17 protein-coding genes are annotated in these 15,002 nt (G+C 72.9%); 7 read left to right on the top strand and 10 right to left on the bottom strand.

Annotation, left to right across the window (positions count from 1 at the left end):
• Positions 1–7: 7 nt before the first annotated feature.
• Positions 8–823 (bottom strand): DUF72 domain-containing protein, encoded by an 816-nt coding sequence (locus B0E54_RS01770; protein WP_234581556.1) that lies wholly within the window; start codon positions 821–823, stop codon positions 8–10.
• 116 nt (positions 824–939) lie between these two features.
• On the opposite strand from B0E54_RS01770, the gene B0E54_RS01765 reads away from it, so the two are divergent.
• The gene (locus tag B0E54_RS01765) at positions 940–1,944 is read left to right on the top strand and encodes a glycosyltransferase (RefSeq protein WP_234581383.1); all 1,005 of its coding nucleotides are present in this window, start codon (positions 940–942) and stop codon (positions 1,942–1,944) included.
• A gap of 59 nt (positions 1,945–2,003) precedes the next feature.
• Positions 2,004–2,735 carry a Clp protease N-terminal domain-containing protein gene (locus B0E54_RS01760; protein ID WP_234581381.1) on the top strand — a complete coding sequence of 244 codons (732 nt, stop codon included), beginning with the start codon at positions 2,004–2,006 and terminating at the stop codon, positions 2,733–2,735.
• A 10-nt stretch (positions 2,736–2,745) separates the two neighbouring features.
• Here B0E54_RS01760 and B0E54_RS01755 read toward each other — a convergent pair whose 3' ends face one another.
• Both B0E54_RS01755 and B0E54_RS01750 read right to left on the bottom strand, forming a co-directional pair.
• Positions 2,746–3,264: a hypothetical protein gene (locus B0E54_RS01755; RefSeq protein ID WP_234581380.1), complete on the bottom strand. Its 519-nt coding sequence runs from the start codon at positions 3,262–3,264 to the stop codon at positions 2,746–2,748.
• Positions 3,265–3,416: 152 nt separating this feature from the next.
• On the bottom strand, positions 3,417–3,605 hold the full coding sequence (locus B0E54_RS01750; protein ID WP_234581379.1) for a DNA repair protein: 189 nt from the start codon (positions 3,603–3,605) through the stop codon (positions 3,417–3,419).
• Positions 3,606–3,805: 200 nt separating this feature from the next.
• Between B0E54_RS01750 and B0E54_RS01745 the strand changes: the two genes are divergently transcribed.
• Positions 3,806–4,468: a GNAT family N-acetyltransferase gene (locus tag B0E54_RS01745; RefSeq protein ID WP_234581377.1), complete on the top strand. Its 663-nt coding sequence runs from the start codon at positions 3,806–3,808 to the stop codon at positions 4,466–4,468.
• Positions 4,469–4,710: 242 nt separating this feature from the next.
• Here the strand turns inward: B0E54_RS01745 and B0E54_RS01740 are convergent, their stop codons facing one another.
• From B0E54_RS01740 to B0E54_RS01725, 4 genes are all read right to left on the bottom strand, one after another.
• Complete coding sequence (locus tag B0E54_RS01740) at positions 4,711–5,406, bottom strand: TetR family transcriptional regulator (protein WP_234581376.1); 696 nt, start codon at positions 5,404–5,406, stop codon at positions 4,711–4,713.
• Positions 5,372–5,854, bottom strand: coding sequence for a thiol-disulfide oxidoreductase DCC family protein (locus B0E54_RS01735; protein WP_234581375.1), 483 nt, complete (start codon positions 5,852–5,854; stop codon positions 5,372–5,374). The genes B0E54_RS01740 and B0E54_RS01735 overlap by 35 nt, the downstream gene beginning before the upstream one ends.
• The gene (locus tag B0E54_RS01730) at positions 5,851–6,426 is read right to left on the bottom strand and encodes a hypothetical protein (RefSeq protein ID WP_234581373.1); all 576 of its coding nucleotides are present in this window, start codon (positions 6,424–6,426) and stop codon (positions 5,851–5,853) included. The genes B0E54_RS01735 and B0E54_RS01730 overlap by 4 nt, the downstream gene beginning before the upstream one ends.
• 157 nt (positions 6,427–6,583) lie before the next feature.
• Positions 6,584–8,038 (bottom strand): glycoside hydrolase family 3 protein, encoded by a 1,455-nt coding sequence (locus B0E54_RS01725; protein ID WP_234581372.1) that lies wholly within the window; start codon positions 8,036–8,038, stop codon positions 6,584–6,586.
• A gap of 164 nt (positions 8,039–8,202) precedes the next feature.
• On the opposite strand from B0E54_RS01725, the gene B0E54_RS01720 reads away from it, so the two are divergent.
• Positions 8,203–9,378 carry an ROK family transcriptional regulator gene (locus tag B0E54_RS01720; RefSeq protein WP_234581370.1) on the top strand — a complete coding sequence of 392 codons (1,176 nt, stop codon included), beginning with the start codon at positions 8,203–8,205 and terminating at the stop codon, positions 9,376–9,378.
• 110 nt (positions 9,379–9,488) lie between these two features.
• Here B0E54_RS01720 and B0E54_RS01715 read toward each other — a convergent pair whose 3' ends face one another.
• Both B0E54_RS01715 and B0E54_RS01710 read right to left on the bottom strand, forming a co-directional pair.
• Positions 9,489–10,505: an ABC transporter permease subunit gene (locus tag B0E54_RS01715; RefSeq protein WP_234581369.1), complete on the bottom strand. Its 1,017-nt coding sequence runs from the start codon at positions 10,503–10,505 to the stop codon at positions 9,489–9,491.
• Entirely contained in the window at positions 10,502–11,509 is a 1,008-nt protein-coding gene (locus B0E54_RS01710) for an ABC transporter ATP-binding protein (RefSeq protein ID WP_234581366.1), read from the bottom strand. Before B0E54_RS01710 ends, B0E54_RS01715 begins: the two co-directional genes overlap by 4 nt.
• Positions 11,510–11,640: 131 nt before the next feature.
• Here B0E54_RS01710 and B0E54_RS01705 point away from each other — a divergent pair, with 131 nt between their 5' ends.
• Together B0E54_RS01705 and B0E54_RS01700 are read left to right on the top strand one after the other, a co-directional pair.
• The gene (locus tag B0E54_RS01705; RefSeq protein ID WP_234581363.1) at positions 11,641–12,483 is read left to right on the top strand and encodes an ABC transporter ATP-binding protein; all 843 of its coding nucleotides are present in this window, start codon (positions 11,641–11,643) and stop codon (positions 12,481–12,483) included.
• Between the two features lie 10 nt (positions 12,484–12,493).
• On the top strand, positions 12,494–13,390 hold the full coding sequence (locus B0E54_RS01700) for a ribokinase (RefSeq protein ID WP_234581555.1): 897 nt from the start codon (positions 12,494–12,496) through the stop codon (positions 13,388–13,390).
• 40 nt (positions 13,391–13,430) lie between these two features.
• On the opposite strand, the gene ftrA is transcribed toward B0E54_RS01700, so the two are convergent.
• On the bottom strand, positions 13,431–14,456 hold the full coding sequence (gene ftrA / locus B0E54_RS01695) for a transcriptional regulator FtrA (protein ID WP_255786257.1): 1,026 nt from the start codon (positions 14,454–14,456) through the stop codon (positions 13,431–13,433).
• 71 nt (positions 14,457–14,527) lie between these two features.
• On the opposite strand from ftrA, the gene B0E54_RS01690 reads away from it, so the two are divergent.
• A complete protein-coding gene (locus B0E54_RS01690; protein ID WP_234581362.1) occupies positions 14,528–14,986 on the top strand; it encodes a rhodanese-like domain-containing protein in 459 nt (152 codons plus the stop codon).
• The last annotated feature ends 16 nt before the right edge of the window (positions 14,987–15,002 follow it).

Below are 15,002 nucleotides of genomic sequence, written 5' to 3'. Positions count from 1 at the left end.
GTACGCGTCAGAAGAGGGTGAGTGGTTCGACAGGTATCGGTTCGGGCAGTGCGTCGAGCCCCGGCACGCGCGCCCGTACCTCGTCGTGGAAGCGGCGGGCGAGTGCCGGCGCGTCGGCGTTGTCCGGCGTGTGGATGAACACGGTGGGGGAGCGACCCTCGCGCAGCCAGTCGGCGGCGACCTCGACCCAGCGCTGCCATCCCTGCACCGTCCGGGCGCTGTCGTCGCGGCCCAGGTAACGGACGATCGGGCGGTCGGTCAGCGCGACCGACCGCAGCGGCACCCGTGGCTTCTTGGTCCAGGCGTCGCGTTCCGCGTCGCTGGTCGGCGGACTGGCGAAGAACGCGGTGGTGTCGAAGGGGATCCATTCGGCCGAGGCGGCGGTGAGGGTCTCCTCGAGCCGCCGGATCGCGTGCGGGTCGGTGAAGAACGCCGGGTGGCGCACCTCCACGGCGTACCGGTGGGAGCGCGGGAGCTGGCCGAGGAACCGGTCGAGGGCGGGCACGTCGGCGGGCGAGAACGACCCCGGCAACTGGATCCAGAGCGCGTGGGCGCGGGGACCGAGGGGCTCGATCGCGTCCAGAAAGGCGCGCAGCGGGTCGCCGACGTCGGTGAGCCGGCGTTCGTGCGTGACGACCTTGGGGAGTTTGAGGACGAACCGGAAGCGGGGATCGGTCTGCGCCGCCCAGGACGTCACGGTGTCCCGAGCCGGCGTCGCGTAGAACGTCGTGTTTCCCTCGACGGCGTCGCACCAGCTCGCGTAGTGCCGCAGGCGCTCTCCGGACGGCAGCGAGTGACCCGGCCACGACCGGTGGGTCCACATCGCGCATCCCACGTGCAGACGCATGACCGCCCCTCCTTTGCTGTGCAGCCGGGCTCACCGTATACGGGCCGGCGTGACGGGCCGGGCCGACGGTGTGGCGGGTAGCGTGCGACGCCATGCGCGTGCTGTTCGCCAGTCTTGCCTCCGTCGGTCACACCTATCCGTTGATCCCGTTGGCCATCGCCGCCCGCGAGGCCGGTCATGACGTGCACTTCGCCGTTGGCGAGGCGGTGCACGCGCCGCTCGCCGCGAACGGCCTACGGCCGTTCCGCCCCGGCGACGTCTTCTACGAGGCGTACGCCGAGGATCTGGAACCGGAGCTGGAGCGTCTTCGACCCGACCTGGTGGTGCACGAGTGGGGTATGCCGGGAGCCGCCGTCGCCGCTCATCGGGCCGGCATCCCGGGCCTGTGGCACGGGTTCGGTCGTCTGTTTCCCGACGGCATCGGCCTCGAACTGCCCACCGCGAACGCCGAGGTCGCCGGCCGCCCGCATCTCGACATCTGGCCGCCCTCCCTGCAGGACGAGACGTTCCTCGCCACCGAGCGTCGGATCGAGCTGCGGCCGGTCGCCTTCTCGACGCCGGCCCCGCTGCCCCCGGCGGTGCGACACCGGACATCCCGGCCTCTGATCTACCTGTCCCTCGGCACCGCGTTCGGCACGCCGGAGCTGCTCCGGACGGCCATCGCCGGTCTGGCGACGCTGGATGCGCAGGTGGTGGTCGCCGCGGGTCGCGTGCCCCCGGAGGAGCTTGGCGACATCCCCGACCGGGTCACCGTGCACCGCTGGGTGCCGCAGGCGGAGCTGCTGCCGCTCGTGGACGTGGTGGTGCACCACGGCGGCAGTGGCACCACCCTCGGCGCGCTCGCGGCAGGCGTGCCGCAGGTGCTCATTCCGCAGGGCGCCACCCAGTTCGCCGATGCCGAGGCGCTCAGCGCCGCCGGTGTCGCCCTGCGGCTCCTGCCCGGTGAGGTGGATGCGGAGGCGGTCGCCGAGCAGACCCGGCGTCTGCTCGCGCCACACGCCGCGCAGCGTGCGGCGGTCCGTGACGTCGCCGAGGAGATCGCGCGGATGCCCGCCCCGGCGTCCGTCGCCCAGCGCCTGCCGGAGTTCGTCGAGTGAGCAGGAAAGTGCGTCAACTCGTGGTTGACGATGCGAGATCGTCAACCTATGGTTGACGCATGACCGAACCTTTCCAGATGAACGACCAAGTCAAGCTCGACGATCTGATCCAGGCGATCAAGAAGGCGCACACCGACGCGCTCGACCAGCTCACCGACGCGGTGATCGCCGCCGACCACCTCGGCGAGGTCGCCGACCACCTGATCGGGCACTTCGTCGATCAGGCCCGGCGCTCGGGCGCCTCGTGGACCGACATCGGCCGCAGCATGGGGGTCAGCAAGCAGGCCGCGCAGAAGCGCTTCGTGGCGAAGGGCTCCACCGAGGCCGCGGCGCTCGACCCCAACGCCGGCTTCGCCCGGTTCACCCCCCGGGCCCGCAACGTGGTGGTGGCCTCGCAGGAGGAGGCCCGTGCCAGCGGTAACGCCGAGATCGGCCCCGAGCACCTGGTGCTGGGCCTGCTGGCCGAGCCGGAGGGCCTTGCCGCCAGGGTGATGGCCGGTCGGGGCGCCACCCCCGAGGCGGTGCGGGAGGCGGTCGGTGCCGTCCTCCCACCGCGCGCGGAGCAGGTTCCGGAGCTCATCCCGTACGACGCGCGCGGCAAGAAGGCGTTGGAGCTGACCTTCCGGGAGGCGCTGCGCCTCGGGCACAACTACATCGGCACCGAGCACATCCTGCTCGCCCTGCTGGAGCAGGAGGACGGCGCTGGCGTGCTCACCAACCTGGGCCTGGACAAGGCGGCGGTCGAGGGCGACCTGTCCGCCGCCCTCGCCGCCGCCGTCGGAAAGAAGTGAGTACCCGGGATCAGGACACCTCGGGGAAGCCGTAGCGCAGGGCGTGCTCCGGATCGGCCGGGTCGATCTGGCGTACGCCCGCGTCGGCGAGCCGCTTGTTGACCTCGTCGAGCTGCTCGCGGACCAGTCGGGCCTCCTCCTCGGTGACCCGGCCCCGGTGCGGCTTGCCGGCGTGCTCCAGCGTGCCGTAGTCGATTTTCTCGGTGCTCTTGCGGGCCTTGGGCGGGCGGACCCGCTCGGCAGTCTTCAGCAACTGCGCCATCGGGACGTCGGTGGCCATCGCGTCGAACTCGCTGGCGGTCAGGACCACCCGTCGTGGCTCGCCGCCGCCGTGCCGGTCGTGGATCTCCACCACCGCCACATCCAGCGCGGCGTCGTCGATGCTCTCCACCTCGCCCGGGGTGGCGTCGAGCTGCACGGGCCCGGCGACCAGGTCCGGGTGCTCCAGGACGACGACACGAACCACCTCGTCGTCCTGCTGCAGAACGGTGCCGGTGAAGTCGGAGACGTGGATCGTCTTCTTGCCCATGCGCGGAGCTTCTCCTGTCGTAGGCCGGGGTGCCGGACCTGGAAGAAATTACCCGACAGGTGTGCGAATGCCGGCGCTGGTCCTCCTGCGGTGTGTCGTCCCCAACCAGCGTCAGACGCCGCCTTCGGTGCTGGCCGGGCCGTTGCGGCGGGTCAGCGCGTGTTGAGGCCGTGCCGGCTGGAGCTGCCGGCCGGCAGTCTGTTCAGCTTGGCCCAGGACAGGGTGCCCGTCGTGCGGGTCACCCGGTAGCGCGGTTGGGCCGGAAGGGGTCCGGCGACCTCCGCTGCCCGCCAGAGTCGCGTGGGGTCCTGGTGGAAGCGGTCGTTCGGCTGAATCGGCATGACCATACCGTCCCAAACAAAGGTGTCCATGTATGGAAATACCTATGACGGTCGATCTCGCCACCCGGTTCCCGCATCTCGGGCAGCACCGTGTCCGGCGCATTCACGGGCCCGGTCACCCGGTCCCGACGGGAAGGCCCGCCCGCTCGGGCCGCTGCGCGTACGGTGATCCACGACGTGTCCGGCGACGGGAGGTAGGCATGCTCGACCGGCGGCTCCAGCTGCACCTGGCCTCGTGGCTCGGCCAGTGGCCGGCCGGCCCGGGGCTGCACGTGGTCGCCTCGCATCGTCGCCTCAGGCCGGCCTGGGACGGGCGGCTACGACCGGCCCTCGCCGTCGACACCGGTCGGAGCGCGGTGCTCTCCGTCGCGCCGGACCGGGTGGCGGCGATCCGGGCGTTGGTCGAGCGCGCTCCGGACCGCATGCTCGCGGCACTGCCGGAAGCCGTCGGCCTGCCCGCCTTCTGCGTGCACGACGGTCCGTTCCGGTGGAGTCTGTCTCCCGCGCCGCTTCCCGACGTGGGGGAGTGGACCGAGTCGACAGCCCCCGGCCTGCCGCCCTGGCTGCGGCTGTTCGACCGGCAGGTGCTCGTGGTCCGCGACGCGGACGGCGCCTACCTCGCCGGAGCCGGGATAAAACGCCACGACGCGTACGGGCACGAACTGGCCATCGGCACCGCGCCTGCGGCTCGGGGCCGGGGCCTCGCCCGTCGGCTGGTGGCGCAGGCGGCGCGGCGGGTCCTGGACGAGGGGGCGGTGCCGACGTACCTGCACGAGAAGGGCAATCACGCCTCCGCCCGGGTGGCCGAGGCGGCGGGCTTCCCGGACCGGGGTTGGCGGGCGTACGGGGTCTATCCGCGCTGAGGCGGCGCGGTCGCCGGGCGCCGGTCTCAGTGCGCGGACCGTGGATCCCGGGCCGGATCCACGGTCCGCAACCTGCCCCCAGGCCCCGGTTCTCGGGCGATCGGCCGCGTCGGTGGACGGGTCGATCCGATGTCGATCACGCTACGTATCGAATGTGCCCGGTGCAAGGTGCGAGCTGTCGGGTCGGAGTGTCGAATAACGGACTTGACCTGCGGCGGAGCCGCGCGTTGGGTGTGAACCGGTCAGTGACGCAGCGTGCGGATGAGGTCGAGCACCTGTCGGGTCACCGGGCGGAGCACCCGCAGCCGCGACAACGCGACCAGTCGGTCGATCAGCGGCACCACGCCGTCGATCAACTGCCGGGTCTTGATCTGACCGGGCGACCGGTCGTGCACCCAGTAGAGGACGACGCCCATGTACGCCAGCCAGAGCAGCTCGGGCAGTGCGGGGCGCAACTCCGCGTCGACCTTGGCGGTCGAGCCGGTCAGCACTTCGGCGAACAGCTCGATCGCCGCCTGCCGGGGGCCGGACGACTCGGCCGAGAAGGGACTGAGCGGAGAGGTCGGCTCGGCCGCGGTCTTGAAGAAGGTCGCCGCGAACGCGTGCGACGGGGTCAACACGTCGATGCCAGCGTGCAGCACCCCGGCCAGCCGGTCGCCGAACGTCACCTCCCGGTCGAGCACCGGTTGGGCCTTCGCCCGGTGCTCGACCTGGGACTGGGCGTAGAACTCCTGGATCAGGTGGTCCTTCGAGCCGAAGTAGTAGTAGGCGTTGCCCACCGCGACGCCAGCCTCCTGCGCGATCGCCCGCATCGTGGTCTGGGCGTAGCCGCGCTCGCGGAACAGCCGCATCGCGGTGTCCCGGATCAGCTGCCGGGTCTGCTCGCCCCGGGCGGTCGCAGGTTCACCCGCAGTCGTCGGCGCCTGTTGCTCGGTCATCGGGGTCACGGTATCCCGCCGGCTCGTCGGTCGGCTCGGCCCACGGATCGCGGACCCGTTCCCGGATCGCGGAGGCGGTCGCCACCACCTGCCGGGCCAGCGGCAGCAGATGCGGCCGGGACAGCCGTTCGGCCGCCGACCGGTGGTCGGCCAACGCCCAGAGGCAGGCGAACCAGGCGCCGTCGCCCGCGTACACCTCGCCGGTGTCGGCCACGACGGTCAGGTCACGCAGGGTCGCGTCATGGTCCAGGCCGGGGAAGCGCCGCCGGGCCTCGGCCGAGCCGGCCGGCACGAACTCCAGGGGTACGAGTTGGGCGCGGGACGCGAGCCACCGGCGGGCGGCCCGGCAGATCGGGCAGTTCGCGTCGAACAGGACGGTGAACCCCCGGACCCCACCGCCCCCGAACGCGGTGGGATCCGAGGGCCCGCCGACCGGTGCGGCGGTCATCGGGTCGCGGGGTTGGTCCCCGGCCCGTCGGCGGCGGGCTGTGCCGCGCGGGGCTGTGCGGCGCCCGGCTGTGGGCCCACCGGCTGGGGTCCCGCCGGCTGTGGTCCCGCCGGGTAGGGCCCGACCGGCTGTGCGCCGACCGGGTAGGGCCCGCTCGGGTGTGCGCCGTGCGGTGCGGGCGGCATGGGGAGCCGGCCGATCGGTGCGATGGGCGGGTGCGTGGCGAACTGGCGGAGACGGCTGCGGCGGTAGCGGCCCAGTGCGAAGACGTTGAAGAAGTGCAGCGCGCCGAGCACCAGCAGCACCAGGCCGATCTTGAGGGACAGCTCCTCCATGGCCTGACTGGTGGTGAGCACCGGGTCGGGGTGCTTCATGGCCACCGTGACGTAGCCGAGGTTGAGCAGGTAGAAGCCGACCACCAGGAGGCTGTTGACCGCTCGGGCGAGTCGTTCGTCGGCGAACACCTCCTCCAGGAAGACCTGCCCGTTGCGGGACAGCGCTCGAGCCACCCAGATGGTCAGGCCGACGCTGACCGCCAGGTAGATCACGTACATCCAGACCTTGATGTCCATGTGGACGCCTTCCTTGAACGTGTTCAACCCGATGACGTCAGCCTAGAGCGAGTATTGAACATGTTCAAGAAAAGGCGACAGGTGACTGTGGACACTGTGGTGCAGCACTGAGCGCCGCCCGGTCGAGCCCTGGAGCCCGACCGGACGGCGTCGAGATTCAGTGCGCCAGACCCAGGGCCTCGGCCGCCGCGCGGCCGTTGGCGTGGCTCGCGCCGTAGGTGGTGACGAAGGCGCGTACGCCCGCTGGGCGCCACTGTGCCGGCCAGCCCATCTCCACCACGGTCACCGGGTGCTGGGCCGCTAGGTCGGCGATCAGTTCCGGGCCGCCGGGCAGCCGGTGCAGGTGTCGTCCGACAAGCACGATCGGACGCTCGCCGGCCAACCCGCGCAGCGTGGCCGGGTCGGTCTCGCTGGCGATCACCCGGATCTCCCGAGTGCCGTCGAGGTGCGGGCCGAGGCCCCACGGCACCCGTCCCTCGGCGATGGTGGACTCGGTGTGCAACTGCACCACCAGCGGCTCGTCCAGGCCGGTGAGCGTCCCGTGCACCCGCACCGCCCGGCGTGCCACCGCGTACCCCAGATCGGGGTCGGCGGCGGTCGATGACGCGCCGGCGGCCCGGGTCCAGGCGGCGAGCGCGGCGGCACGGCCGGCCGCCTCCTCGACCCGGGCGATCGGCAGCCGACCGTCGGCGGTCGCCTCGGCGATCTCGGCGGCCACCCGCTCGACAAGCGCGGCGTCGACCTTCGCGCCGATGCAGAGCAGGTCGGCGCCGGCCGACAGGGCCCGGACTGCGGCCGGTCCGACGCCTCCGGCGGCCACCGCGGCCCCCTTCATCTCCAGCGCGTCGGTGATCACCGTGCCGGTGAAGCCGTACTCGGTGCGCAGCAGGTCGACCAGGACGGCCCGGCTGAAGGTGGCCGGATCGTCTCCGGTCAGCGCCGGCACCCGGATGTGCGCGGTCATCACGGCACGCGCCCCGGCCGCGACGACCGCGGCGAACGGCGGCAGGTCCCGCTGGCGGAGCACCTCCAGCGGTACGTCCACGGTGGGCAGCTCGTGGTGGGAGTCGGCGATGGTGGCGCCGTGGCCGGGGAAGTGCTTGGCGCAGGCCGCGACGCCTGCGGACTGCAGGCCGCTCACGGCGGCGGCCGAGTGGACGGCCACCCGGACGGGGTCGGCGCCGAAGGAGCGGGTGCCGATCACGGGGTTGTCGTCGGCGGTGTTCACGTCGACGGTGGGGGCGAGGTTGACGGTGATGCCGAGCGCCGCCAGTTCGGCGCCGATCGACTGGTAGACCCGTCGGGTCAGCTCCACGTCGTCGACCGCGCCGAGCGCGGCGTTGCCCGGGTACGGGCTGCCGGTGGCGTGTGCCAGCCGCGTCACGTCGCCACCCTCCTCGTCGATGGCGATCAGCACGTCGGCCCGGCCGGCGCGCAGCGCCGCGGTGCCCGCCGCCACCTGCGCGGGGTCGTGCACGTTCGTGCCGAACAGCGTGTGCCCGGCCAGCCCGTCGGCCACGAGGTCGACCGCCCAGTCCGGCGGGACCGGTCCCGGGTACGCGGCGAGCAACGTGCCCAGCGCGAGCCGACGCAGTCCTGGATCGAGCCCCACGTGATCTCCCCTTCGGTCCTTCGGGCACGAGCGTCGTACCCGCGGTGGTCGTCGCCCTGCCGGGTCGGCCGAGCGCTCTGCCTCCGGGTGGCCGTTACGCTACGGCTACCCGTTCGCAGGTCGGTTTACAGTTAGCAAAGTTTACTAAAACTAGAGGACGTGGCATGAGTGCGACCCGGCTGCCCGGCACCCCCCGCCTGTTGCGGGCGCTCAACGACCGCGCGGCGTTGGAACTGCTGCTGGAGCGTGGGCCGCTCACCCGGGCCCGGCTCGGCGAGCTGACCGGGCTGTCCAAGGTCACCGCCTCGCAACTCGTCGAGCGGCTGGAGGAGCGCGGCCTGGTCAGCCGGGTCGGTGAGCAGGCCGGCGGGCGGGGGCCGAACGCCCAGCTGTACGCGGTGCGTCCGAACAGCGCCCACGTCGTCGGCGTGGACGTCGGGCCGGACCGCGTGGTGGCCGCCTGCGCCGACATCACCGGTGCCGTCATCGGCCGCGTGGAGCAGTCGACACGGGACACCGACGATCCGGTGGGCGTGGTGCACAACGCAGTGGTGCAGGCCGCCAGCAGCGCCCAGGCTCAGCTCAGCAGCGTCCGCCGGATCGTGCTCGGCACGCCGGGTCTGGTCGACCCGCACACCGGCGACATCACCTTCGCGTTCAACCTGCCGCGCTGGCACAGCGGCCTGCTCGCCGCGCTGCGCGACGACCTGCACACGCCTGTGGTCTTCGAGAACGACGTGAACCTGGCCGCGGTGGCCGAGGCGCAGTCCGGCGCCGCGCAGGGCGTGGCCGACTTCGTCCTCGTCTGGGTGGGTGCCGGCGTCGGCCTGGCGATCATGCTGGGTGGTCGCCTGCACCACGGCAGCAGCGGGGCGGCCGGTGAGATCGGCTACCTGCCGGTGCCCGGAGCGCCGATCCCGCGCGACGTCTCGCGGCGTGCCAAGCCGGCCTTCCAGCAGGTGATCGGCGGCGACTCGGTACGCGCGGTGGCCCGCGAGCACGGCTACCCGGCCAGCGACGCCGCCGAGGCCGTCCGCGCGGCCGTCGCCGGTGGCGCCGCGGGCGGCCCGATGCTCGACGAGTTGGCCCGTCGGCTCGCGCTCGGCGTGGCAAGCACCTGTGTGGTGCTCGACCCGCCGTTGGTCGTGCTGGCCGGCGAGGTCGGCCAGGCCGGCGGGACGGCACTCGCCGACCGGGTGCAACGGGAGGTCGCGGCGATCACCCTGGTCCGGCCGCGGGTGGTGCCCACCGGCCTCACCGAGGAGCCGATCCTGCGCGGCGCGCTGCGCACCGCCCTGGACGCCGTCCGCGACGAGGTGTTCGGCTCCACCGTCGGCTGAGCCCGCTGGGGCGGTCATGTGAAGGAATATTTCACCGGTGGCAGCGACGCTGCAACCTGTTGCCGGGCCAGGCTGCCAAGCCGCCCACGGCGGGGCGGCCCGGGTGGACCTCAGATCAGGTCGCGGCGACGGAAGGTGGCGAACGCCGCCATGGTCAAGCCACCGGTGATCACGAGCAGCACCACCAGCGACGGGCCCCAGGTCAGGCTGTAGAAGCCCGAGCAGGAGCCGGTGCCGGAGCTGCTTGTGCAGAGCTGATTGTCCCAGAAACGCACCTCGCCGTTGAGCCACGCCACGATGTGGCTGGAGAGCATCCATCGGTCCGGCCGCCGGGCGTCGACGATCTCCATCACCAGCCGGGCGCCCAGCTCCCACACCACGGCGTACGCGGCGGCCACGCCGAGCGCCGCGGAGGTGTGCCGGCCCAGCGTCGCGATGGCGAAGCCCAGGGCCGTGGCCAGCAGCACCAGCACCAGGCCGCGTCCGTGGATCGCGCCCAGCGAACGCCAGAAGTCCCCGCTCAACTGGCCGGCCAGCCCGGCGGTCTGCCCGATCACCCAGAAGGTCGCCAGGTAGACCAGAGAGGCCGCCACCGCCAGCGCCAACACCGTGCCGAGCAGGGTGCCCAGCTTCGCGCCGAGCACCGTCAGCCGGCGCGGTCGCCACAGCAGCAGGTTCACCACACCGCCAGAGTTCAGATCCGCCCCGATGTACGAGGCGCCGACCAGGAACCCGAACAGCACCAGGAAAGCGATGAGGAAGTAGAGCAGCGGGCGGGCCTGCTGCTCGAAGCTGAACACCCCGGGCAGATAGTCGGCCGCGATCGGCAACCGGTCCTGCCGGATGGGGTCCACCTCCGAGCAGTCGGCCGGGAGGTACTCGTCGGTGTAGCCGGGCGGAAGCGTGCCGTTCTGCCGGGCCAGGCACGCCTGGTGAGTGTCCTCCTTGCGCTGCAGCATCTCGGCGGCCTGCGCCCGCGCAGAGCTGAGCTCGGCGGAGGTTGGCTTGTGCGAGCCCGCCAGTGTCGTCGCCGCCGTGACGGCGAACGCCAGCGCCAGCAGGACGACCATGAGCTGCACGAAGCGGCGCGCGGACAGCCGCTCCAACTCGGCCCGGACCAGGTTCACGCGTCCACTCCCCGTACGTCGAGATCGATCACGGCGTCGTCGGCGCCGGACGGCCGCGCCCAGTCGTCGACCTGGCGCGGGACCGACGGATGCTCGCCGCCGCCGGTCAGCTCCAGAAAGACGCTCTCCAGATCGGGCCGGATCGGCGTCAGCTCGCTCACCCACAGCCCCTGCTCGCCCAGCACCCGGCTGATGACCGTCGGATCGGTCGCCCCGCTCACCACCAGCGCGTCACCCTCGACCGCAGCCGTCAGCTCCGCCGCACCCAGCAGCTCGGCGGCACGGACCGGCTCGGCAACCCGGACCAGGAACTCGTGCCGGTCGTGACCCGCCAGCACCTCGTCCACCCGGCCGGCCGCCACCCGCCGCCCGCGCGAGATGATCGTGACGTGGTCGCAGATCAGTTGGATCTCGCCCAGGATGTGGCTGGACACCAGCACGGTCACCCCGGCCGCCGCGAGCGACCGCATCAGGTCGCGCATCTCGCGGATGCCGGCCGGGTCGAGGCCGTTCGCCGGCTCGTCCAGGATGAGCAGCCGCGGATCCTTCAGCAGCGCGGACGCCACCGCGAGGCGCTGCTTCATGCCCAGCGAGTAACCCTTCACCCGCTCGTCGCCGCGGTCGCGCAGACCCACCAGCTCCAGCGCCTCGTCCACCCGGGAGATCGACACCCCACCGGCGCGCGCCAGCAGCCGTAGTGTGCGGCGCCCGGTGAAGTTGCCGAAGAACTGCGGACTCTCCACGATCGCGCCGACCCGGCCGGCCACCCGGGGCAGCAGCTCCGGCGACGGCTCGCCCAACACCGTCATCCGCCCGCCGTCGGCCCGGACCAGCCCGAGCAGGGCGCGCAGCGTGGTCGTCTTGCCGGAGCCGTTGGGCCCCAGGAAGCCGTGGATCTGCCCGGCCTCGACCAGCAGGTCGAACCCGTCGACCGCCACCCGTGGGCCGTGGCGCACGCTGCGGAAGGTCTTGCGTAGACCCTCGATCTCGATGACCGCGCTCATCCGCGCGGCTCCACACGTCGATCGGGCATCTGTCGTCCTCCGGCTGTGGTGATCAACGACACGGTGCCTCACCCTATGGCGGGGGCGCCGCCCATGGGGGGCGCCCCGACGCTGCGTGGTTGGATGGTCGGGTGACTGGTGACCTGATCCCCGGCGCTGCCGGCGCCGCGCCTGCCGCCGCTCCCGTGGACCCGGATCTGGTGGTCAGCCTCGACAGCGTCGGCGTACGCCGCTCCGGCACCGCCCTGCTGCAGGACCTGACCTGGCGGGTCGAGCTGGACGAGCGCTGGGTGGTGCTCGGCCCCAACGGCGCGGGCAAGACCACCCTGCTCAACCTGGCCGCCGGCCGGCTGCACCCCACCACCGGCGTCGCGCACGTGCTCGGTGAGCGGATCGGCCGCACCGACGTCAACGAGCTGCGTACCCGCATCGGGCTCTCCACCGCCGCGCTCGCCGAGCGGGTCCCCGCCGACGAGCAGGTCAGCGACGTGGTGGTGACCGCCGCCTGGTCGGTGGTCGGCCGTTGGCGGGAGAGCTACGACCGCGGTGACGAGGCGCGGGCGCGGGCGTTGCTCAGCCAGCTCGGTGTCGGCAACCTCGCCGAGCGCCGCTACGGCACGCTCTCCGAGGGCGAACGCAAGCGCGTCCAGATCGCCAGGGCACTGATGACCGACCCAGAGCTGCTGCTGCTCGACGAGCCCACCGCCGGGCTCGATCTGGGTGGCCGCGAGGACCTGGTCACCCGCCTGGCCGAGCTGGCGTACGACCCGGACGCCCCCGCCATGGTGCTCGTCACCCACCACGTGGAGGAGATCCCGCCCGGGTTCACCCACGCGCTGCTGCTGCGCGAGGGCGCCGTCGTCGCCCAGGGTCTGCTCGCCGAGACGGTGACCGGCGACAACCTCTCCAAGACCTTCGGTCTGCCGCTGGTGGTCGAGCGGTCCGGCGACCGCTACACCGCGCGCGCCGCCTGAGCGGGTGACCGTGTCGCAGACCCGGGTGGTGGTGGTCGGCAGCGCCAACATGGACCTGGTCGCGATGGCGCCGTCGCTGCCCCGGCCGGGCGAGACCATGCTCGGCACCGACTTCGTGATGGTGCCCGGTGGCAAGGGCGCCAACCAGGCCATCGCCGCGGTCCGGGCCGGCGCCTCCTGCGCCTTCCTCGGCGCGATCGGCTCCGACGCGTTCGGCGTGACGCTCCGGGCCCGGATCACGGCGGCCGGCGTGGACACCGGCCACCTTCGGGTGGTCTACGGCGCCTCCGGCGTGGCGCTCGTGATGGTCAACGCGCAGGGGGAGAACGCCATCCTGGTCACCCCCGGCGCGAACGACGCGCTGGTCGGTCTCACCGACGAGGAACTGGCGACGGTGCGCGGGGCGGACGTCCTGGTCGCCCAGCTGGAGATCCCGGTGCAGACGGTGACCGCCGCCGCGCTGGCCGCCCGGGCCGCCGGCACCCGGGTGATCCTCAACGCCGCACCGGCCCGGGACCTCCCACCGGAGCTGCTTCAGGCGGTGGACCTGCTGGTCGTCAACGAGGGCGAGGCGCAGGCGTTCACCGGTCGCGGCCGGGAGGAGCCCCGCGCGCTGCTCGACCTGGTGCCCCGCGCCGTGCTCACCCTCGGCGATGCGGGCGCCTGGTACGTCGACCGGGACGGCACCGAGGTGCACGTGCCCGCCGTCGGAGTCGACGTGGTCGACTCCACGGCGGCCGGTGATGCGTTCACTGCCGCGCTGGCGGTGGGCTGGGGCGAGGGGCGGGACGTCGTCGACGCCGTGCGCTGGGCGGCGGCGGCCGGCGCGGCGTGCGTACGCAAGCTCGGCGCCTCGGTGGCCCTGCCGCACCGTGCCGAGATCGACGCGCTGTACGCGCCGGGCTGACGCGTCGTCGGGCACCGCGACGTCGGGGCGCCCGACCACGTCACGCCGGCCGGCCGGCGCCCGTGTGGAAGGCCCGCCGGTACGCCGACGGTGACGTCAGCATGATCCGTCCGAAGTGGTGGCGGAAGGTCACCGGGGTGTCGAAGCCCACCGCGCCGGCGATCTGCTCGATCGGGGCTTCGGTCTCCTCCAGCAGCGCCAGACTGGCCCGGACCCGCTGGTCGATGAGCCACCGGATCGGACTGGTCCCGGTGGCCCGGGTGAAGTGCCGCAGATAGGTGCGCGGTGACATGTGTGCCCGCGCGGCGAGCCGGGCGACGCTCAGCGGCTCGGTGAGGTGCGCGAGCGCCCAGTCGATGCTGGCGGCGATCCGGTCGTCGTCCGGGTCGGCGGTCACCGGCGCCTCGACGAACTGGGCCTGTCCGCCGTCGCGGTGCGGCGGGATCACCAACCGGCGGGCGACCGCGTTGGCGATCGCCGCCCCGTGGTCACGGCGCACCACGTGCACGCTGAGATCGAGGCCGGCGGCGCTGCCGGCGCTGGTGAGCAGGTCGCCGTCATCGAGGTAGAGCACGTCCGGGTCCACCTCGACGCGCGGGTACCGCCGTGCCAGCAGCTCCGCGTACCGCCAGTGGGTGGTGGCCCGCCGCCCGTCCAGCAGGCCGGCGCCGGCCAGCGCGAACGCGCCCGAGCAGATCGACATGATCCGGGCGCCGCGTCCGTGCGCCGTCCGCAGCGCCGCCACCAGCGCGGGCGACGGGTCGGCGGTCACGTCCGGCACGCCGGGCACGATCACCGTCCGCGCCGCCGCCAGCTCCGCCAGGCCGTACGGGGTGTGCAGGCTGACTCCGCCGACGACCGGGACCGGCCCCGGCTTCTCGGCGCAGATCACCAGGTCGTACCACTCGACGTCGAACTCGGGGCGCGGCAGCCCGAACACCTCGGTGACGATGCCGGTCTCGAACACCGACATCCCCGGGTACGCGAGCACGGCGACGCGGTGAGCGGCCGGCCGTCGCGGCGTTGGCAGCGGGCGCGGGCGCGTCTCCACCGCACTGTTCGGCATGGCGGGATGTTAGCGCAGGACGTCGTTCCCGCCACTCGTCCCGGCCGCCCGGTGCGGCCACGATCAGTGTCATGACCTTTGCTTTCGCTGTCCCGCCGGCCGCTCCGGACGTCGCAGTCGCCCACTTTTCCGCCCTACTCAGCGTCCAGACCGATGTGAGTGACGTGCACGCCGACCTGGCGGCCCGTACCCCCGGGCTGGTGGTGGTCGACTCCCGGGGCGTGGCCGGCTGGGCGCAGGGGCACCTGCCGGGAGCGGTGCACCTGCCCACCGCCGAGATCGCCGCCCGGGCGCCCGATCTGATCCCCGCCGGCACCGCGGTGGTCACCTACTGCTGGGGGCCGGGCTGCAACGGCGCGACCCGGGCGGCGCTGGAGTTCGCCCGGCTCGGTGTTCCGGTCAAGGAGATGCTCGGTGGGTTCGAGTACTGGGTACGGGAGGGACTGCCGGTGGAGACGGAGACCGGGCTGACCCGACGTCCCGTCGACGAGCTGACCGCACCAAGGGGGACGACCACCTGCGACTGCTGACCCGGCCACCGACCAG

The sequence above is a fragment of the Micromonospora sp. MH99 genome, from assembly GCF_021442385.1.
Lineage (GTDB): Bacteria > Actinomycetota > Actinomycetes > Mycobacteriales > Micromonosporaceae > Micromonospora.
The sequence above is the reverse complement of the archived record's forward strand: the minus strand, read 5'-3'. Positions and strand labels throughout refer to the sequence as shown.